Source organism: Pseudarthrobacter sp. CC4 (assembly GCF_048957775.1).
Taxonomy (GTDB): Bacteria; Actinomycetota; Actinomycetes; order Actinomycetales; family Micrococcaceae; genus Arthrobacter.
On sequence record NZ_JARCCZ010000011.1, the window covers coordinates 25,456 to 42,941 of the forward strand.

General features: G+C 66.7%; 18 protein-coding genes. 9 read left to right on the plus strand and 9 right to left on the minus strand.

The features are described from left to right. Nucleotides 1-47: 47 nt before the first annotated feature. Both PV768_RS09100 and PV768_RS09105 read right to left on the minus strand, forming a co-directional pair. Nucleotides 48-1,478 carry an FAD-binding oxidoreductase gene (locus tag PV768_RS09100; protein ID WP_421092847.1) on the minus strand — a complete coding sequence of 477 codons (1,431 nt, stop codon included), beginning with the start codon at nucleotides 1,476-1,478 and terminating at the stop codon, nucleotides 48-50. Between the two features lie 172 nt (nucleotides 1,479-1,650). Beyond that, nucleotides 1,651-2,349, minus strand: coding sequence for a FadR/GntR family transcriptional regulator (locus PV768_RS09105; RefSeq protein ID WP_323057818.1), 699 nt, complete (start codon nucleotides 2,347-2,349; stop codon nucleotides 1,651-1,653). Between the two features lie 131 nt (nucleotides 2,350-2,480). Between PV768_RS09105 and PV768_RS09110 the strand changes: the two genes are divergently transcribed. The 3 genes from PV768_RS09110 to PV768_RS09120 are packed head-to-tail and all read left to right on the plus strand — an operon-like array spanning nucleotide 2,481 to nucleotide 6,620. Further along, the gene (locus PV768_RS09110; protein ID WP_157239794.1) at nucleotides 2,481-3,845 is read left to right on the plus strand and encodes an SLC13 family permease; all 1,365 of its coding nucleotides are present in this window, start codon (nucleotides 2,481-2,483) and stop codon (nucleotides 3,843-3,845) included. 53 nt (nucleotides 3,846-3,898) lie between these two features. Further along, nucleotides 3,899-5,110 carry a CaiB/BaiF CoA transferase family protein gene (locus tag PV768_RS09115; RefSeq protein ID WP_421092848.1) on the plus strand — a complete coding sequence of 404 codons (1,212 nt, stop codon included), beginning with the start codon at nucleotides 3,899-3,901 and terminating at the stop codon, nucleotides 5,108-5,110. A gap of 1 nt (nucleotide 5,111) precedes the next feature. Then, nucleotides 5,112-6,620: a carboxyl transferase domain-containing protein gene (locus tag PV768_RS09120; RefSeq protein WP_421092849.1), complete on the plus strand. Its 1,509-nt coding sequence runs from the start codon at nucleotides 5,112-5,114 to the stop codon at nucleotides 6,618-6,620. A gap of 17 nt (nucleotides 6,621-6,637) precedes the next feature. Here the strand turns inward: PV768_RS09120 and PV768_RS09125 are convergent, their stop codons facing one another. From PV768_RS09125 to PV768_RS09140, 4 genes are all read right to left on the minus strand, one after another. After that, a complete protein-coding gene (locus tag PV768_RS09125; RefSeq protein ID WP_321215043.1) occupies nucleotides 6,638-6,892 on the minus strand; it encodes a lipopolysaccharide assembly protein LapA domain-containing protein in 255 nt (84 codons plus the stop codon). A gap of 545 nt (nucleotides 6,893-7,437) precedes the next feature. After that, nucleotides 7,438-7,650, minus strand: a complete 213-nt coding sequence (locus PV768_RS09130; protein WP_421092850.1) for a hypothetical protein — start codon at nucleotides 7,648-7,650, stop codon at nucleotides 7,438-7,440. Between the two features lie 86 nt (nucleotides 7,651-7,736). Next, complete coding sequence (locus tag PV768_RS09135) at nucleotides 7,737-7,991, minus strand: hypothetical protein (RefSeq protein WP_321215045.1); 255 nt, start codon at nucleotides 7,989-7,991, stop codon at nucleotides 7,737-7,739. Between the two features lie 136 nt (nucleotides 7,992-8,127). Continuing rightward, nucleotides 8,128-9,603, minus strand: coding sequence for an amidase (locus tag PV768_RS09140; RefSeq protein ID WP_421092851.1), 1,476 nt, complete (start codon nucleotides 9,601-9,603; stop codon nucleotides 8,128-8,130). A gap of 195 nt (nucleotides 9,604-9,798) precedes the next feature. Between PV768_RS09140 and PV768_RS09145 the strand changes: the two genes are divergently transcribed. The 3 genes from PV768_RS09145 (at nucleotide 9,799) to PV768_RS09155 (ending at nucleotide 11,418) form a co-directional block, all read left to right on the plus strand. After that, nucleotides 9,799-10,125, plus strand: coding sequence for a rhodanese-like domain-containing protein (locus PV768_RS09145; RefSeq protein WP_157239784.1), 327 nt, complete (start codon nucleotides 9,799-9,801; stop codon nucleotides 10,123-10,125). 13 nt (nucleotides 10,126-10,138) lie between these two features. Beyond that, the gene (pheA, locus tag PV768_RS09150; RefSeq protein WP_421092852.1) at nucleotides 10,139-11,077 is read left to right on the plus strand and encodes a prephenate dehydratase; all 939 of its coding nucleotides are present in this window, start codon (nucleotides 10,139-10,141) and stop codon (nucleotides 11,075-11,077) included. A gap of 137 nt (nucleotides 11,078-11,214) precedes the next feature. Next, a complete protein-coding gene (locus PV768_RS09155; protein WP_157239781.1) occupies nucleotides 11,215-11,418 on the plus strand; it encodes a hypothetical protein in 204 nt (67 codons plus the stop codon). 3 nt (nucleotides 11,419-11,421) lie between these two features. On the opposite strand, the gene PV768_RS09160 is transcribed toward PV768_RS09155, so the two are convergent. After that, nucleotides 11,422-12,477, minus strand: coding sequence for a diacylglycerol/lipid kinase family protein (locus PV768_RS09160; RefSeq protein WP_421092853.1), 1,056 nt, complete (start codon nucleotides 12,475-12,477; stop codon nucleotides 11,422-11,424). Between the two features lie 89 nt (nucleotides 12,478-12,566). On the opposite strand from PV768_RS09160, the gene serS reads away from it, so the two are divergent. Continuing rightward, nucleotides 12,567-13,847, plus strand: a complete 1,281-nt coding sequence (gene serS / locus PV768_RS09165; RefSeq protein WP_323057824.1) for a serine--tRNA ligase — start codon at nucleotides 12,567-12,569, stop codon at nucleotides 13,845-13,847. A gap of 72 nt (nucleotides 13,848-13,919) precedes the next feature. Here serS and PV768_RS09170 read toward each other — a convergent pair whose 3' ends face one another. Then, nucleotides 13,920-14,915, minus strand: coding sequence for a hypothetical protein (locus PV768_RS09170; RefSeq protein ID WP_421092854.1), 996 nt, complete (start codon nucleotides 14,913-14,915; stop codon nucleotides 13,920-13,922). A 258-nt stretch (nucleotides 14,916-15,173) separates the two neighbouring features. Here PV768_RS09170 and PV768_RS09175 point away from each other — a divergent pair, with 258 nt between their 5' ends. Together PV768_RS09175 and PV768_RS09180 are read left to right on the plus strand one after the other, a co-directional pair. Beyond that, on the plus strand, nucleotides 15,174-16,034 hold the full coding sequence (locus tag PV768_RS09175; RefSeq protein ID WP_421092855.1) for an HAD family hydrolase: 861 nt from the start codon (nucleotides 15,174-15,176) through the stop codon (nucleotides 16,032-16,034). Nucleotides 16,035-16,181: 147 nt separating this feature from the next. Beyond that, the gene (locus PV768_RS09180) at nucleotides 16,182-16,766 is read left to right on the plus strand and encodes a histidine phosphatase family protein (protein WP_157239774.1); all 585 of its coding nucleotides are present in this window, start codon (nucleotides 16,182-16,184) and stop codon (nucleotides 16,764-16,766) included. Between the two features lie 14 nt (nucleotides 16,767-16,780). Here the strand turns inward: PV768_RS09180 and PV768_RS09185 are convergent, their stop codons facing one another. Then, nucleotides 16,781-17,380, minus strand: a complete 600-nt coding sequence (locus PV768_RS09185) for a hypothetical protein (RefSeq protein WP_157239772.1) — start codon at nucleotides 17,378-17,380, stop codon at nucleotides 16,781-16,783. Nucleotides 17,381-17,486 lie beyond the last annotated feature (106 nt).

The following is a 17,486-nucleotide window of genomic DNA, read 5'->3' on the forward strand; positions in this document are numbered from 1 at the left end:
TGCGTCTAAAGCGTGTCTTTACGCCCTGCGTTCACGCCGCCGTGCGTTCAGCCTCGCGGAGCCTGCGTCGGCGGGATGTTGTGGTTAAGGCGGAAGATGTTGTGGGGGTCGTACCGGTCCTTCAGGGCTGACAGCCGCTGGAACTTCTCCGGTCCGTACGCCGCGCGAGCGGCATCCGGCCCCTTTAGCCCGACTTCCGCACCCAGGAAATTGACGTACTCCCCGTGCTCTGCGAAGGGCTGCATGAGCCCGTGTGCTTTGCGGGCGAACGCGGTCAGCCGCTCGTCCTCGGAGGGATCGCGCCAGAACCCGTAGACATTCAGCCAATACCGGGCAGACCGGTTCGGGAACGCCGTGGCATCGTCAGGTACCCGTCCGAACGCCCCTTCCATATGGTGGATATCGATGCCGGTGCCTTCCCACGCAAGCTCGGAGGCGAAACCCAGCAGGACATCCACCGAGTCCTCATCGAGGCGGGAAAAGGAGACGTTCTTCCAGTAACCGCGCGAGCCTTTGGGAAAGACGCTGTCCATGGCGCTCTGCCAGTCCAGCCAGGAGGTGGGGCCGACTTCCTCTTCGTCGGGCGGAGCGCCGGACCGGAGCCGGTCGACAAGGGCGAGCCCGGCCTCGTGGTCCTCCGCGACCCACGCAAACCCGATGATCATCCACGGCTCGCTGCCCATTCCGAATTCCGCAGGGAAGACCAGGAACGAGACGATCGGGTTCATTTCATCGGGCAGGTTCCGGGTCCAGTCGGCAAATGCAAGGAGGGCGTTCCGCCAGTGTTCCCGCCGGTAGAACAGGTTCCCGCCAAGCGGGGCCGGCGGCAGCGCGCGGGCATGGAAGGTAAAGGACGTCACCACGCCGAAGTTTCCGCCGCCGCCGCGCAGGCCCCAGAACAGCTCCGGGTTCTCGTGGGCGGCGGCGTGCAGGTGTTCTCCGGTGGCGGTGACGATGTCCACGCATTCCAGGTTGTCCAGGCTCAGGCCGCTTGACCGCGTCAGCCAGCCCACGCCCCCGCCGAGCGTCAGTCCTGCCACGCCTGTTCCGCTAATCACTCCCAGGGGGACGGCAAGGTTGTGGGCGGCAGTTTCGCGGTCGACGTCGGCAAGGGTGGCTCCGGGTTCAACGGTCACCAGTTTGCTGCCGGCGTAGACCTGGACGCGCTTGAGCTGGCCCAGATCCAGGACCAGTCCGCCGTCAACAGTGCCGTGTCCTGCAACATTGTGGCCGCCGCCGCGGACGGCCAACGCCAACCCCGTGCGCCGCACTGCGTCCAGAACGGCGTCAATATCCGGCATGGCCCCGGCCCGGACGACGGCTCGCGGCCGGAGGTCGACCATGCCGTTCCACACCCGCCGGGCTTCTTCGTACAGGGGGTCATGGGGCTCGATCAGGGATCCGGACAGCTTCCCGCGCAGCTCGTGCAGTGCCTGCTGTACCGCCAGTTCCCTGGTGTTCTCATGGACTGTGGACATCGTCGGTGGTCTTCCGCTTAAGGGGCTAAGCCCCCGGGGATAAGGAAGATATGGAAGGCGTCAGGCGCCTGTGATGAGGAACTGCCGGCAAATTTGGCCGGAAGCAGGATGGCGATGTCCAGAGTGTAAAACCGCCGCACCGCGGGGTCAATAAGCGCGCGCTACCCGCGCGTCAGCGGAGCAGCTCCACGTCCGAGACCAGCTCGATGTGGGCAAGCATGGCTTCGGCGGCGCCGTCGGCATCCTGCCCCCTGACGGCATCGGCGATCTTGCGGTGGGAGGCGAGGGACTGTTCGGGTCGGCCCGGCTGGCCGAGGGATTCCATCCTGGTCTCCAAAATCATTTCTGCGATGAAGGCCATGAGCTGCGCCAGCACCGAGGAGTGCGCTGCCGCCGTAATCGCCTGGTGGAACAGCTCGTCGCCGCGGGCTCCGCGGTCGCCGTCGCTGATCTCCTTCGCCATGACCTCGAGCGCCTCGTCGATGGCAGCCAGGTCTTCATCGGTACGCCGGACAGCGGCGAGGGCGGCAAGCTTCACTTCAAGGGTGCTGCGCGCCTCCACGATTTCCGGCAGCCGGCTCTGGTGCTCCCGCAGGCCCTTGATGACCGAGGCCACGCTGGGCCGCCGGGCCAGGACGGCGCCGGTACCGTGCTGCACGTCGATAACCCCGAGCACCTCAAGGGCAACGAGGGCCTGGGCTAGCGTGGCGCGGGAAACGCCGAGGCGCTCGGCAAGGTCGCGCTCCGCCGGCAGCAGGTCGCCGGGCCGCAGCTGGGCAGACTCGATGTAGGACAGGATCTGCTCCACGAGCTGTTCGTACAGCCGGGGCCGCGTGATTCGTTCCAGTCCCAGCCGTGATGCCTTCTCCACAAAGCCCTCGCTACGTCGTCGGTCCCTCCACAATACAGCCTTCTCCTATTGACAGATAGACTCGGTCTCTAGGAGGCTAGTCCAGTGAGCCAGTAACTCACGTCACACTTTCGTCCAACGGAGGACCAACGATGTCCGCTCCTGTTTTGTCCATCATCATTCTTGCGGCGATGTTCCTGCTCGCCACCGTCCTGCCCCTGAACATGGGCGCCCTTGCGTTCGTGGGCGCCTTCCTGCTGGGTACCGTTGTGCTGGGAATGTCCACCAGCGACATCCTGGCCAACTTCCCCGGCGGCCTGTTCCTGACCATCGTCGGCGTCACATACCTCTTCGCCATCGCCCAGAACAACGGCACCATCGACCTCCTGGTGAGGGGCGCCGTGCGGCTGGTGGGCAACCGCGTAGCCCTGATTCCCTGGGTCATGTTCGCCATCACCGCCGTCATCACGGCCGTCGGCGCCCTGTCTCCGGCCGCCGTCGCCATCATTGCCCCGATCGCCCTCAGCTTCGCCGGGAAGTACAGGATCAAGCCCCTGCTCATGGGCATGATGGTGATCCACGGAGCGCAGGCAGGCGGGTTCTCGCCGATCGCCGTATACGGCGTCACGGTGAACGGCATCCTCGCCAAAACCGACCTGGACTTCAGCCCCACCGCCTTGTTCCTGTCCAGCCTCGTCTTCAACCTCGTGATCGCCCTGGTGCTCTTTGTGGTCCTGGGCGGCCGTGCACTGCTGTCCTCCAAGGTGAGCCACTTCGTGGAGCAGGCAGCCGAAGCGCGGATGGCGGTCAGTGTCGGGGCCAAGTCCGGCGACGTCCCCTTCAAGGGCTTCGGCTCCGGCATGTACGGACCCCGGGATCCGGCAGGCGACGGCGTGGCAGCCACCAAGGAGCGCTCCGAGCGCGTCCCGCAGCTGGTGACCATCGCCGGCCTCATCGCCCTGGCCGTCATCGCCCTCGGCTTCAAGGTGGACGTTGGATTTGTCTCCATCACCATTGCCATCGTGGTGGCGCTCGTCTCGCCCGCTGCCCAGAAGGGCGCCATCAACAAGATCAGCTGGTCCACCGTGCTGCTGATCTGCGGCATGCTGACGTTCGTCGGAGTGCTGGAGGAAGCCGGAACCATCGAGTTCGTCTCCAATGGCGTGGCCGGCCTGGGCATGCCGCTGCTGGCGGCCCTGCTCATTTGCTTCATCGGTGCCGTGGTCTCCGCCTTCGCATCGTCCACTGCCATCCTCGCCGCACTCATCCCGCTTGCGGTGCCGTTCCTGTCCACCGGCGAAATCGGAGCGGTCGGCGTGATCTGCGCCCTGGCAGTTGCCTCCACCATCGTGGACGTTTCGCCCTTCTCCACCAACGGTGCGCTGGTCCTGGCCAACGCGCCCGAGGGCGTGGACAAGGACCGGTTCTACAAGCAGATCCTGGGCTACAGCGGCATCGTCATCGTCGCAGGGCCCGTCCTTGCCTGGCTCGCCCTGGTGGTCCCCGGATGGCTCTAGCCACGTAACCTCAGCACCCGCCTTTCCCGTTCCACCAGAAAAGGAACCAGCGCATGAGCAGAACCGACAGTACGCAAGGACCCTTGTCCGGCCACCTCGTGGTGGATCTGAGCCGGGCCCTGGCCGGACCGCATGCCGGCATGATGATGGCGGACCTGGGCGCCCGCGTCATCAAAGTGGAGAACCCCGGCACCGGGGACGACACCCGCGGCTGGGGCCCGCCCTTCGTGGGCCCCCCTGAGGACCCCCAGTCCACCTACTTCATGTCCTGCAACCGCAACAAGGAATCCATCAGCCTGGACCTGAAGAGCGGAGATGGCCAGGCGGTGCTGCGGGGGCTGCTGGAGCGCGCCGACGTGGTGATCGAGAACTTCCGTCCCGGGGTGATGGACAGGCTGGGCTTCTCCACGGCCGCCATGCACGAACTCAACCCGCGCCTGGTAATCCTCTCCATCACCGGGTTTGGCCACGACGGGCCGGAATCCCGGCGCAGCGGCTACGACCAGATCCTGCAGGGCGAGGCCGGGCTCATGTCCCTCACGGGGTCAGGGCCGGACGACCCCCAGCGCGTCGGGGTTCCCATTGCCGACCTGCTTTCCGGCATGAACGGGGCCTTCGGAGTGGTGGCGGCGCTGGTTGAACGGGACAGGACCGGCCGCGGGCAGGTAGTGCGGACTTCACTGCTGGCATCACTGATCGGGGTGCACGCGTTCCAGGGCACCCGCACCACGGTGGCAGGGGAAGTTCCGCAGGCGCAGGGCAACCACCATCCGTCCATTGCTCCCTATGGCCTTTTTGCCTGCCGGGACGGGAGCGTGCAGATCAGCGTCGGCAGCGAAAAACTGTGGGCCTCGTTCGCCGCGGCCTTCGGCCTGGACGCGGTGGCGCCCGGCTTTGCCAGCAACGCCGAAAGGGTGGGGAACCGCTCCGGCGTGATTGCCGCCGTCGAACGCGTCTTTGCCGGCTACGGGGCAGCAGAGCTGCTGCAGAAGCTGAACGACGCCGGGATCCCCGCAGGGAAGGTGCGCTCGCTTGACGAGGTGTATGCGTGGGAACAGGTTGCGTCCCAGGGCCTGGTAGTGGACGTCGACCACCCGCTGCTCGGCAAGGTCAGCCTGCCCGGGCCGCCGCTGAGGTTCTTTGCCGCCGGTGACGCTGCGGAAACCACCGTCACCGAACACGACGCGCCGCCCTTGCTGGACGAGGACGGGCAGTCCATCCGCGAGTGGCTGGGCCTCGGCGCCGTAGCCGCGGGGGCGAAATAGCATGGCGACGACGGAAAAAGTGCGGCACCTGGGCGCCGCCGAACTGCTGGACAACGTGGTGGACCAGGGTTCCTTCGTCTCCTGGGACAAGCCGGTGCAGGAGCCGCCGCTGTCCGGGGAGTACTTCCGCGACCTCGCCAAGGCAAGGGACCGGAGCGGTACGGACGAGTCCGTGATCACGGGCGCCGGGCTCATCCGGGGGCGCCGGGTGGCGGTGATCGTCAGTGAGTTTTCCTTCCTGGCGGGATCGATCGGCCACGCGGCGGCCCAGCGGATCGTGGCCGCCGTCGAGCGGGCCACGGCTGAGGGGCTGCCGCTGCTGGCCGGCCCTGCGTCCGGGGGCACCCGGATGCAGGAAGGGACACTGGCCTTCCTGTCCATGGTGAAAATTACCGGGGCCGTGCGGGCGCACCGCCAGGCCGGCCTTCCCTACCTGGTCTACCTGCGGCACCCCACCACCGGCGGCGTCATGGCCTCGTGGGGATCCCTAGGCCACATCAACGTGGCAGAGCCCGGCGCCCTCCTGGGATTCCTCGGCCCCCGGGTCTACGAGGCCCTGCACGGCGAAGCCTTCCCGGAGAACGTACAGACAGCGGAGAACCTGTTCAACAAGGGACTGATCGACGGCGTGGTGGAGCCTGCCGACCTCGCCGACCTGGTGGCCAGGGCCCTGGAGATCCTGTGCGCGAAGCGGGCCGGCGTTCCGGCGAAGCCCGCAACGCTTGGCGTCCGGCCTGCTCCCGTGGATGCGTGGACATCGATCGGCATCTCCCGGCGTCCTCGGCGTCCTGACCTGCGGCAGCTCCTGAAATACGGGGCGGTGGATGCCCTGCCCCTCAACGGAACGGGCCAGGGGGAGAAGGACCCGGGGCTGCTGCTGGCCCTGGCCCGCTTCGGCGGCCAGTCCTGCATCGTCCTGGGCCACGCCCGGCCGCTCCGCAGGGACGCTGCCGGCATGGGGCCCGGATCCCTGCGGGAAGCGCGCCGCGGCATGAAGCTGGCCGAGGAGCTGCGGCTGCCGCTGCTCACAGTCATCGATACGGCGGGTGCGGCGCTCTCGCAGGATGCGGAGGAAGGCGGGCTGGCAGGGGAGATCGCGCGCTCGCTCCACGAACTCATTGGCCTGGCCGCCCCGTCGGTCTCCGTGCTGCTCGGCCAGGGCGCCGGGGGAGGGGCGCTGGCGCTGCTGCCGGCGGACCGGACCATTGCGGCGCAGCACAGTTGGCTCTCACCGCTGCCTCCCGAGGGTGCCAGCGCCATCGTGCACCGCACAACGGCACATGCCCCCGCGATGGCCCAGGCGCAGGGCGTGAACGTCGCATCGCTGTACGCTAACGGCCTCGTGGACCACATCGTGGATGAGCGGGACGACGCCTCCCTGGAGCCGCGCGAATTCTGCCGGCGCATGGCAAAGGCCATCGAGTATGAGCTGGGCGCGCTCGCTGGCCTTCCCGTTCCAGGCCTCGTTGCCGCGCGCTCCGCGAAGTATCGGAGCCTGGGCGCGGGGTGACCTGGCCCCTCCGCGCGCTACCTCCGCTGCTGGACCCTCGCGCGGTGGGCGTTCCTGCGCAGCTGGAGGATGCGGGCGCCGCCCGCCATCGCAACGAGGACGCCGCCGGTCACGCTGGCGATGAACAGGGCCATGCCCAGCGGGACCATTCCTTCCAGCCCGAAGTAGCGGACCACCACCTGGTCCTGGTTCTGCAGGATGAAGATGATCAGCAGGATCAGGATCACCAGGGCCGCCACCACGGCAGCCCACACCACCCCTGCGCGCGTCACCCGGGGCTGCTCCGCAGCCGCCGGGGTACGTGTTGTAGGACTGGGGGTAACGGGCGAGCCGCTGGCCGGCCGCGCATTCGGCGCAGCCGCAGTGCCGGTTCGGTCCGCCGGCGGCATTCCTTCACCACTCGGCTCCGGCTGCCCCTCAGGCCCCGGCGTGTACTGTCCAGCACTCATTCGTGTCCCCTTCCAAAATGCTAAGCATGCTTACAATGCCACCTTAGCGGGCGGGGTTCGGCAGGCACAACGCCAGTCCCGCTGAGCCCCGGCGCTCCGGCGCCCCATTTTCGCTCTTCGACGGCCGTCAGCTCACCCGCTTCGGCCGCCACAAGAGTCCACCGGGTAACAGTGCCGTCCGGGGCGGGCTGCGATCCGCGGGGCCAGTGCGTTGTCAATACGGCGGCGGACCGCACTTTCCCGCCGCGGTTCGGCGGCAAAGGTCGTCCGCAATGTCAGGGGTTTCGCCGGGACCGCGTCCGGAAGACAGCGAAAGGGCCTTCAGCGAAGACCCCTCCGTTGACTTTTCCACGGACTTTGCGCCAGCGTCATACCCTCTCTCTGCGCCGTTCAGCAGAGGTGGTGCCGGGCTTCGGTGTCTTCCACCAGGCCGGGAAAGCCCAGAACGTGAAGTCCTGCGCCTTGACTGTCTTCTCCGGCGTCTCTACCGGGGTTTCCGGGGTGTCCTGCTTGGCTTTAGGCCGGCGGCGGGTTTCCTTCCTATCGCCCCACCCGAAGTCCTTGCTGGATGAATAGCACATCACAGACCTCCTTACAGTGACTGCCCTTTAATCGTCCTCCCGTTTCCGTGGGGAGTCGACACCTTTTGCGCAAAGCCTCTGCGGCGTCACTGTTCAGTCATGCCCGAAGGGTGGTTGTCCGCCGTGATCACGTCCTCGGCCTCCTGCGGGCGGTGGAACTCGCACGGGCCATGGTGCCGGAGGGGCAGGAGGCAGGTCCGTCCAGTGGGCAGGTGGACCATGCCGCAGCGGCCCCTCTCGGCCAAGTCCTCCCGGATGGTGGCGTTGTTCAGGTCCGGCCTGGCCGGGTTCGCTCCGTGGGGTGTTTCGCTGGCAGCGGCGCGGGAGTGTTCAGCATTCATGGTCGGCAACTCCTCGTTGAGTGATAGCCGGATAAGGGAAGCGAAAGCCGGGCAGACTCTGCCAGTCTGGTCCCGCACGGTTACGGGAGCATTAAGCGGGTGTTAGATCCAGGTCAACAAGCCCTCCACGCGGCTTTTAGTACCCCAACTGATTGGCCACCTGGAGCAGGAGGGCCTCGGAACCGGCCGGCCCCACCAGTTGGATGCCCATCGGCAACCCCTGGCCGGGTGCTCCTCCGGTCCAGTGGACAGGAAGGGTGACGGCCGGCAGGCCACAGACATTGACCACGGAGGACCATGGCGCGTACTCGCACTGCTTGCGGTAGTCCCCGTCGGCGTCCCCCGGCCACTGGGCCACGGGCCACCGGTCGCCGCCGTGCATGCCGGTGAACCAGCCCACCGGACGCGGTGTCTGCGCGAGCGCCGGCATCAGCATCAGGTCCCACCGGGCGTACTGCGCCACAGTATCGTGCTGGAACTGCCGCAGGAAGGCCAGGGATTCAGCGAGTTTCGCCGGGCTGCGCTGCTGTGCCCGACGCCGGAAGGTGCGGGTCAGGGGAGCCAGCAGCGCCTCACGGTGCGGGCTGATCCTGGCCGTCCCCACTGCCGCAGTCCAGGCCGTTGTGAAGGCGTCCGGGTAGCGGTTGTCATAGCGGATGGAAGCCTCGCCGAGGGAATGCCCGGCATGTTCAAGCAGGCGGATGCCCGCATTGAGGGCATCCAGCGCTTCCTGCTCGGGGCTGAAAGGAAACGTCCCGAACCACGGGCTGTCCAGCGTAATCCCGATTCGGAGCTTCGCTGGTTCCTGCTTCAACGCCGCGAGGTAGCCGCCGTCCTTTTCGGGAACATCCCCGGGCATGCCGCGCGTGCGTGCAGCGGGCGTGGACATTGCGGAGGAGGGCCCGGCGGGCACCAGGGCGTCCATCATAAGTGCGGCATCGGCGGAGGTCCTTGCGATGGGGCCGGCCACCACCAGCCGGGCGGGATCCCCGAGGCTTTCCCCGGCCGGGACCAGGCCCCGGCCGGGCTTGAGCCCCACCAGTCCGCAGGCAGCAGCGGGAATCCGGACAGATCCACCGCCGTCGGTCCCCGGCGCGAAAGGAATCAGCCCGGCGGCCACAGCAGCCGCGCTGCCGCCGGAGGATCCCCCCGAGCTCCTGCTCAGGGCATGGGGATTGCGCGACGGCGGCGCGATCCGGTTTTCGCTGTAGGCGGTCAACCCGAACTCGGGCACTTGGGTCTTGCCCAGCGAAATAGCCCCCGCTTTACGGAGCAGGGCCACCAGTGGCGCGTCGCTGAGGGCCGGCCTGTGGTCCACCGCGGCGCTGCCGTGCGTGGTTGGCACGCCTTCCACGTCGGTCAGGTCCTTGTAAGCCAAGGGCATGCCGTGCAGGAGGGGCAACTCCCCGGCCGGAATCCGGGACCGCAGTGAGTCGGCGGAGCGGGCCTGCTCCATCGCCTGGTCCGCCGTCACGGTGACAAAGGCGCCCAGGGGGACGTTCTGCCGGTCTATCCGCTGCAGGAAATGGGCTGCCGCCTCCGCTGCTGAGACCTTCCCCTGCCGCAGCTGGTCCCGGAGGGCCACTGCGGGCAGTTCGTGGAGTTCAGCCACGGGAGCCCGCGGCCAGGGCAGGATGGCCGCGGCCAGTTCGGCCTCGGCCTCCGGCTGCGGCCAGGACGCGGTGTTCAGGAAGCAACTTTCCTCCTTGGGTTCACACAGAAGCTTAACTTGGCTGCGCGCAAGCCCCTCCGGGAGGTAAAGCACTAGGCTTAAAGCGACCCCCGATCCGCGAAGGCAGGAATCACCATGAGCGATTTCGACAACGTTCCCGTCAACGACATCCCCGATGATGCGGTCATCCTGGACGTCCGTGAGGATTACGAATGGGTGGCAGGGCATGCAGAGGGCGCCCTCCACATTCCCATGGACCAGCTTCCGGGCCGTCTGGAGGAACTCGACCCTGACGAGGACGTCTACGTCATTTGCCGCACCGGCGGCAGGTCCTTCCGCGTGGCGCAATGGCTCACGGGCCAGGGCTACACCGCCATTAACGTTTCCGGCGGCATGGACATGTGGCTGGAAGCCGGCAAGCCCCTCGTCTCGGACAACGGGCTGAAACCGATGGTGCTGTAGGCGAGGAATATTCATGTCCGAGTCCTCCGTGACCTATGCCTTCCTCGGGCCCGCGGGTACCTTCACCGAGGCTGCCCTCATGCAGGTGCCGGATGCCGCGCAGGCTACCCGCGTGCCGTCGTCGAACGTCAATGCTGCCCTGGATAAAGTGCGTGACGGTTCGGCGTTTGCTGCCATGGTCCCAATAGAGAACTCGGTGGAGGGCGGCGTTACCGCTACCTTGGACGCAATCGCCGGCGGCAAGGAACTGCGGATAATCCGCGAGGTCCTGGTGCCCATCAGCTTCGTGCTTGTGGCCAGGCCGGGGGTCGGGCTGGCGGACGTGCGCCGGGTGTCAACCCACGGCCATGCCTGGGCGCAGTGCCGGCTGTGGATGGACAGGAATATCCCATCAGCGGAATATGTACCCGGTTCATCCACTGCCGCTTCGGCAATGGGGCTCCTGGACGAGGCCTGCCAATATGACGCGGCCATCTGCGCTCCCCTGGTAGCCCGGGAACAGCCCGGCCTGGCCGTCCTGGCGGAGGACATCGGTGACAACCCGGAGGCCGTGACGCGCTTCATCCTGGTCAGCCGCCCGGGCGCGCTGCCCTCGCGCACCGGAGCGGACAAAACCACCGTTGTGGTGCCGCTTCCGGAGGACCGTCCGGGAGCCCTGATGGAGATCTTGGACCAGTTTGCCAGCCGCGGCGTAAACCTCAGCCGTATTGAGTCCCGGCCTACCGGACAGTTCCTGGGGGACTACTTCTTCAGCATCGACGCCGACGGGCACGTGGGCGACGAGCGGATGGCCGATGCCCTGGCCGGGCTCCACCGCCTCAGCCCGGCCACGCGCTTCCTCGGGTCATATCCCCGCGCGGACATGCAACGTGCAGTGGTGGAACCGCACACGGCTGACCAGGCGTTTCGCGCAGCGCGGGAGTGGGTGGAAGGCATTCTCCGGCCTGCATGACAGGGCGGCGAAAACGGCCCTGCCCGCTTCGCCCAAAGCGTACGCAAATGCCCCCTGAAGTACTTTCGCGGGCTGTTGACAATGCGTATGCTTGCCTGATCCACATGGGGGATGGCCCCTAGCGAAGGGAGCGCGTCATGACCACCAGCGGCACCGAAAACGACGGCCAGGGGATGATCGTCAACCCCCGGCCCACTGCCGACAACCAGGACTGGGACGGCGACGACGCCGACCGTGCCGATCGCCTGCGCTTTGAAGAAGAACAAGCCATGATCCGCGAGCAGTCCGAGGCCCATGCCGCCGCCAAAGCTGCCGAGGAGCACAAACGCAGCCGCAACTGACCGCTAATCCTCCCCTTTGACCCGGATCAAGAGAGACCGCGGCTCCACCTGGACCGTGAGCTTGGTGGCCTCGCCGGAGGTGTCGCCGTCCAGCTGGATGGGCATCGGTTCCGGACACTTTATGACCACTTTCCCGGAGCGGTAAACGGTCATGTCGGGCAGCTTCCCGGTGTGCTTGAACATGATTTTGACGTACATCAGCAGCCATCCGACGGCACTGCGGGGGCTCATCACCACTACGTCCAGCATGCCGTCGTCGATCATGGCCTGGGGTATGAAATCGATGCCGCCGGGGATCAGGCCGCAGTTGGCGAACAGAACGCTGCGGATGCTGCGGACCTGCCCCGGACTGCCGTCCAGGGAAATCGTGACCTTCTTCCTGGGTCCCGGGAGATGCCGCATGCCGGCCTCGGTATATGCGAGCCATCCCACGGCCTTCTTCAGTCCGGCATTGGTGTCGGCCAGGATTTCGGCATCCATGCCGATGCCCGCGATCACCAGGAACGAGTGTTCGGTTGATTCCCCGGTCCAGGAGTTTTCAATGCTCATCCGGGCGGTGTCGATGTACCGTTGCCGGCCGAAAAGCGCAGTATTGACGCTGGCGTGAAGGTCGTTGACGTCCAGGTCGACGTTCCGTGCCAGCAGGTTGCCGGTGCCCAGCGGGATGAGTCCCATGGCCACGTCCGTATGCGCGAGGGACTCGGCCACCACACGGACTGTGCCGTCGCCGCCGCCGACGAGGACGACGTCGGGCTTGTACGCCAGGGCCGCCTTGACCTGCGAATAGCCGGGGTCCTCCGCCGTCGTCTCGAAGAAGACGGGGTTCTCCCAGCCCGCCGCCAGACATCCCCGCTGGATGATGCCTTTCGCTTCGCCCGCGCGGGTTTTGATGGGGTTGAGGACTACGGCCACGCGCTGCCGGGCCAGGCCAGGTTCGTGCGCGTCGGCGCCTACGGTGCTGCGGATGTGCAGGGCCTTGAGCTTGCGCACGCCCCACCAGCTTGAGATGGCAAACGCGAGGGCCACCCCAATCAGCAGGTACAGGATCCAGTCGCTCATGGTGGTTCAACAGTAGCCCGGCGAAGCCTTCCGGTCCGGCACGCCCGCTGCCGCCCGCCGTCTTGCGCGGTATTGGATACCCTTGTGTGGTGATCGACGTAAAAGACCTCAGCGAAAACCCGGATAAATACCGTGCAAGCCAGCGTGCCCGCCGTGCGGATGAATCAGTGGTGGACGCGATCATCTCCGCGGATTCCGCCCGCCGCGCGGCGCTGATCCGCTTCGAGAACCTCCGCGCCGAGCAGAACGCTTTCGGCAAGAAGGTGGCACAGGCCAAGGGCGACGAAAAGAAGGCGCTGCTGGCCGAGGTCAAGGAGCTGGCCAACTCGGTCAAGGCCGCCTCCGCCGAGGCCGATGCCGCCCAGACGAAGCAGGAAGAACTGCTGCGCACCATCCCCAACCTGGTTGAGGACGGCGTTCCCGAGGGCGGCGAGGATGACTACGTGGTGGTCAAGACCGTCGGCACGCCCCGCGAATTCCCGGACTTCGAGCCGAAGGACCACCTGGAAATCGGCGAGCTTATCGGCGCGATCGACATGGAGCGCGGCGCCAAGGTTTCCGGCGCCCGCTTCTACTTCCTGCGCGGGGTGGGTGCCCGGCTGGAGATGGCGCTGCTGCAGATGGCCATGGACCAGGCCATCGAGGCCGGTTTCGTCCCCATGATCACGCCCACCCTGGTGCGCCCGGAGACCATGCAGGGCACCGGCTTTGACGTAAAGCACGACGCCGAGATCTACCGTCTCGCCGAAGACGACCTCTACCTGGTGGGCACCTCCGAGGTTGCCCTCGCCGGGTACCACGCGGACGAAATCCTGGACTTTGCCGCCGGCCCCATCCGCTACGCCGGCCAGAGCTCCTGCTACCGCCGCGAAGCCGGGTCGCACGGCAAGGACACCCGCGGCATCATCCGAGTCCACCAGTTCAACAAGGTGGAGATGTTCATCTACACCACCGTTGAAGAGGCCGCCGCCGAGCACCAGCGGCTGCTGGCGTGGGAAGAGGAGATGCTGGCCAAGTGCGAGCTGCCGTACCGGGTGATTGACACCGCGGCCGGCGACCTCGGCATGTCCGCCGCCCGGAAGTACGACTGCGAAGCGTGGGTTCCCACCCAGGGCGCCTACCGCGAGCTGACCTCCACCTCCAACTGCACCACCTTCCAGGCCCGCCGGCTGAACATCCGCGAACGCGCGGTGAACGCCGAGGGCGTCGCGAAGGGCACCCGGGCCGTAGCCACCTTGAATGGAACCCTGGCCACCACGCGCTGGATCGTGGCGCTGCTGGAGCACCACCAGAACGCGGACGGCTCGGTCAACGTGCCCAAGGCCCTGCAGAAGTACCTGGGCGGCCTCGAGGTCCTCCCGGTCCTCTAGCTTCGCCTGCCTCCCGGGGCATCGCACCCTCTGACGGACTTTGCACCAGGGCATTCCCGGGTGCAAAGTCCGTCAGAGGGTTCTTTTTGCCCTGGTGCCGCTGTTAGGCAGCCCCGCATTCCGCAGCACAGCGCCCAGCCTGGCTGCGTCCGAAGCAGTCGCCCAGTCCCAGCGCACCACTCTGAACCCGGCCGCACGGAGTTTGTCTTCGCGCTTCTTTTCGGCCAGGACGGCTTGGCGGGACGTCTGGTCGCCCAAGTACTCATCGCGCAGGTACTTCGCGTCGCCGTCGAACTCGCCAATAAGTTTGAACTGCGGCCAGAAGAAGTCGGTCCGGGCAATGAAATGGCCTCCCGCGCGGAAGTTTGCCTGCAACAGGGGCGCGGGGAAACCCAGGAGGTGCATCTGTGCCCGGCTGAGTGATTCGCCTGCTGATCCGGAGTTGGCAACGGCGAAATTGAGCACCTGGGTGACCCATCGCCGGCGTGCGCCAGACTCCAGGCGCGCGGCGTGCCCCAGCAACTCGTCCTTGCTCACCCGGGGGCCTGAAGTACGACGCATGCCGATAGCATGATCGGCCAGCACTGTTCCGGCCGCAAAGTTCTCTCTTGCGATGACCGCCACCACCGTCTCGGGCAATGGCGTTATCTGTAGCCCTCCGAACGCGATGGTTGGTCCCCGGGAAGCATGCCGGGCGACACCATAGGAGGTGAGTCCCTCAAGTCCGCACAATCCGGATGGCATTCGAGCAGCGGACGTAGTGGGGAGGCTCCGGCCCCTATGGCCCCGTGATGCACCTGCAAGGTGGACATCATCGGGGACAGCGAGCATCTCCAGGTTCCACAGGACAGCGGCTGTGTTGAGGCAGAACTTTGACGAAGGCAGTTCAAGGTTCACGGCAAGGATTGTCTGCCGGTACCTTTCCCATGGTGGCAGTGAGATCCACTCATCTTTGGCCGCGTACACTCCTTTGCGGACACGGACCAGTTCGCCGCGGGCATACCGCCTGCGGAGCGAGCGCGAGTCTCCGGTACTGCGGTGCAATGCGGCGGCATCAATCAGCTGCATGCCTCCATGGTCGCCGCACCACCGAGGGAAGGGCAGGACGGTTCTGCCCCATGTGGACAACGGCGGCACCCGAGCCGCACCGGGAAACGGTCCCTGCACCGGGGCGTGCGCGGGTGCTTTGTCCGTGGGAGGGTGCACGCCTCAGAACACGGAGGTTAACACTCACACCGGGGACAACCTGTGGGTATTAACCAACTGTTCAATAACTCTGTGGCGCGCGTCCTAGCGGCGTTTCGGGGCGTCTGGTTCACTATTGGAATGACAACGCTGACTGAAACCTCAGTCGCCGGCAACGATGACCGGCGAGATAACAACAACAACAACAACGGCCGCAAGCTGATGGTCGCACTGGACGTGGACGGCACGCTGGTGGACCACGACGGCCACATGTCCCAGGGTGTCCGGGAATCGGCGCAGGCCGTAGTGGCAGCCGGACACGAGGTGATGATCGCCACGGGCCGTTCGCTCAACGCCACCTTGCCCATCATCGAGAAAATCGGGATTGAGCGCGGCTACGCCGTCTGCTGCAACGGCGGCGTGACGCTGCGGCTCCATCCGGCACTGGACGGCGGCTACGAGGTCATCCACAAGGCCACGTTCGACCCCGCACCCGCACTCCGGGCACTGCGCGAGCGGCTTCCTTCTGCCAAGTATGCGCTGGAGGATGCGGACGGAAACTTCCTGTCCACCGAGCGTTTCCAGGACCCGAGCTTCGGCGTCGAGGCCATCGGCGTGGATTTCCACACCATGCTTGAAGCCACGGCGGTGCGCGTGGTGGTCTTCAGCACCGAAAACACCCCGGAAGAGTTCAATGAGGCCATTGAACACGTGGGCCTCGCCGGCGTCACCTACTCCGTGGGCTGGACCGCGTGGCTGGACATCGCCGCCGCCGGCGTGACCAAAGCCAGCGCGCTGGAAAACCTCCGCGGCAGGCTCGGCATCGAACGGCATCTCACGGTGGCCATCGGCGACGGCCGCAACGACATCGAGATGCTCACCTGGGCAGGACGCGGAGTGGCCATGGGCCAGGCGCCGGAGGAAGTCATCGCCGTCGCCAACGAGGTCACCCACTCAGTGTTCGACGACGGCGCGGCCCACGTGCTGCGCAGCCTGCTGTAGCTGCGGCAAACCTCCCGAGATTCCGGTTCAGCTGGCAGCCTTACGCGGGCTTCGCCTATGCGGCAGCCGGGCTGCGCAGCTGGCTGAACCGCGCAACTGACTGTCCCCGCGTCCGGCGGAAGCCCGCCGTCGGGCAGAATGGAAAGCATGACCCTCACCACCTTCGCCCTCATCCGCCACGGCCAGACAGACTGGAATGCGCAGCGCCGCCTGCAGGGATCCACGGACATTCCACTGAACGACGTCGGCCGGGCCCAGGCGCGTGATGCCGTTGACGTTTTGTCGGCGTACGAATGGGACGCCATTGTGTCCTCGCCGCTGAGCCGCGCTGCCGAAACCGCAGATGTGATAGCCGGCGGACTCGGGCTGGGCGAGGTCCGCCGCCTGCCGGAGCTCACGGAACGGAGCTTCGGACCGGCGGAGGGAATGCAGGCGGGTCCGGAACTGGAGGCACTCCGCATCCCCGGCGGTTTCCGCGGCGCCGAAAGCGAGGACGAGGCAGCTGACCGCGGTCTCGCCGCCCTGGAGGCACTGGCCAAGGAGTACAGCGGCAGCCGTGTTCTCGTCGTCGCGCACGGAACACTGCTCCGGGTGAGCCTCAGCCGGGCCGTAGGGACCGCTTTGGCCAGCATCGACAACGCTGTGCTGAACCTGGCGCACCACCACGCGATCGACGGCTGGCAGCTCGAATACTTCAACGGCGAGCCGGTGATGGCGGCAACCCAGGCCTGAGGGGGCCGCAGCCCCTACCGGACCGCGAGGATCAAGCCCAGCAGCCGGGCCGCCGCAGGCCGGGCCGCGTGCTCCTCGTTCCACTGGGCCCGTGCCACCGCCTTGCTGACCGCCTGCGTGGTGATTCCGAGTTCCTGGGCCACAGCCTTCTGCTGGCCCCGCACGCCGGGCGTCAGCAGGTCAAGCACCCGCCACTCGGCACCGGAGCGGTCGCGCACGATATGCCCCAGCAGCCGCAGCACGGCCTCGGCGTCGTGCGCCACGTCAGCCAGCGGCCCCTCCACTGCAACCGGAACCCGGTCCTTGCTGCTCCGCAGGCGGTCCACGGCGCGCCGGGCATACACCAGCCCGTGGCCCGAAGCGTCCTTGATCTGGTTGGGCAACGGTTCATTGACGGGCCCTACGCCGATGCCCACGTACCAGGAGCCGTCCCGGAGCGCGATCAGGGCCGCCTCCACCGCCTGGTGCGGGCAGTCCACAATGCCCTGGACCTCGTCCTCCACGGACCGGTCAAAATCAAGGCGCGCAGGAATGTGCCGCAGGTCCCTGAGCAGCTGCGGCACCCGGTCGCCATCGCGCCGGCTATCGGTCTGGTTGATTGTCAGCGTGAACATCTGAATCCAAAGACTACCTGCAGGTAGCAGCGCCAAGGCAAGCGGGGTTGCCTCGGACTGGCCCATCTGGTGCGATGGGGGAACGGCTGCACCTGGCGGATCAAAG

Excerpts from the sequence above, each read along its gene's own strand:
- PV768_RS09100 (WP_421092847.1), bottom strand. The coding sequence starts at position 1,478 with ATGTCCACAGTCCATGAGAACACCAGGGAACTGGCGGTACAGCAGGCA.
- PV768_RS09110 (WP_157239794.1), top strand. The coding sequence starts at position 2,481 with ATGTCCGCTCCTGTTTTGTCCATCATCATTCTTGCGGCGATGTTCCTG.
- PV768_RS09115 (WP_421092848.1), top strand. The coding sequence starts at position 3,899 with ATGAGCAGAACCGACAGTACGCAAGGACCCTTGTCCGGCCACCTCGTG.
- PV768_RS09120 (WP_421092849.1), top strand. The coding sequence starts at position 5,112 with ATGGCGACGACGGAAAAAGTGCGGCACCTGGGCGCCGCCGAACTGCTG.
- PV768_RS09130 (WP_421092850.1), bottom strand. The coding sequence starts at position 7,650 with ATGTGCTATTCATCCAGCAAGGACTTCGGGTGGGGCGATAGGAAGGAA.
- PV768_RS09135 (WP_321215045.1), bottom strand. The coding sequence starts at position 7,991 with ATGAATGCTGAACACTCCCGCGCCGCTGCCAGCGAAACACCCCACGGA.
- PV768_RS09145 (WP_157239784.1), top strand. The coding sequence starts at position 9,799 with ATGAGCGATTTCGACAACGTTCCCGTCAACGACATCCCCGATGATGCG.
- pheA (WP_421092852.1), top strand. The coding sequence starts at position 10,139 with ATGTCCGAGTCCTCCGTGACCTATGCCTTCCTCGGGCCCGCGGGTACC.
- PV768_RS09155 (WP_157239781.1), top strand. The coding sequence starts at position 11,215 with ATGACCACCAGCGGCACCGAAAACGACGGCCAGGGGATGATCGTCAAC.
- PV768_RS09160 (WP_421092853.1), bottom strand. The coding sequence starts at position 12,477 with ATGAGCGACTGGATCCTGTACCTGCTGATTGGGGTGGCCCTCGCGTTT.
- PV768_RS09170 (WP_421092854.1), bottom strand. The coding sequence starts at position 14,915 with ATGCAGCTGATTGATGCCGCCGCATTGCACCGCAGTACCGGAGACTCG.
- PV768_RS09175 (WP_421092855.1), top strand. The coding sequence starts at position 15,174 with ATGACAACGCTGACTGAAACCTCAGTCGCCGGCAACGATGACCGGCGA.
- PV768_RS09180 (WP_157239774.1), top strand. The coding sequence starts at position 16,182 with ATGACCCTCACCACCTTCGCCCTCATCCGCCACGGCCAGACAGACTGG.
- PV768_RS09185 (WP_157239772.1), bottom strand. The coding sequence starts at position 17,380 with ATGTTCACGCTGACAATCAACCAGACCGATAGCCGGCGCGATGGCGAC.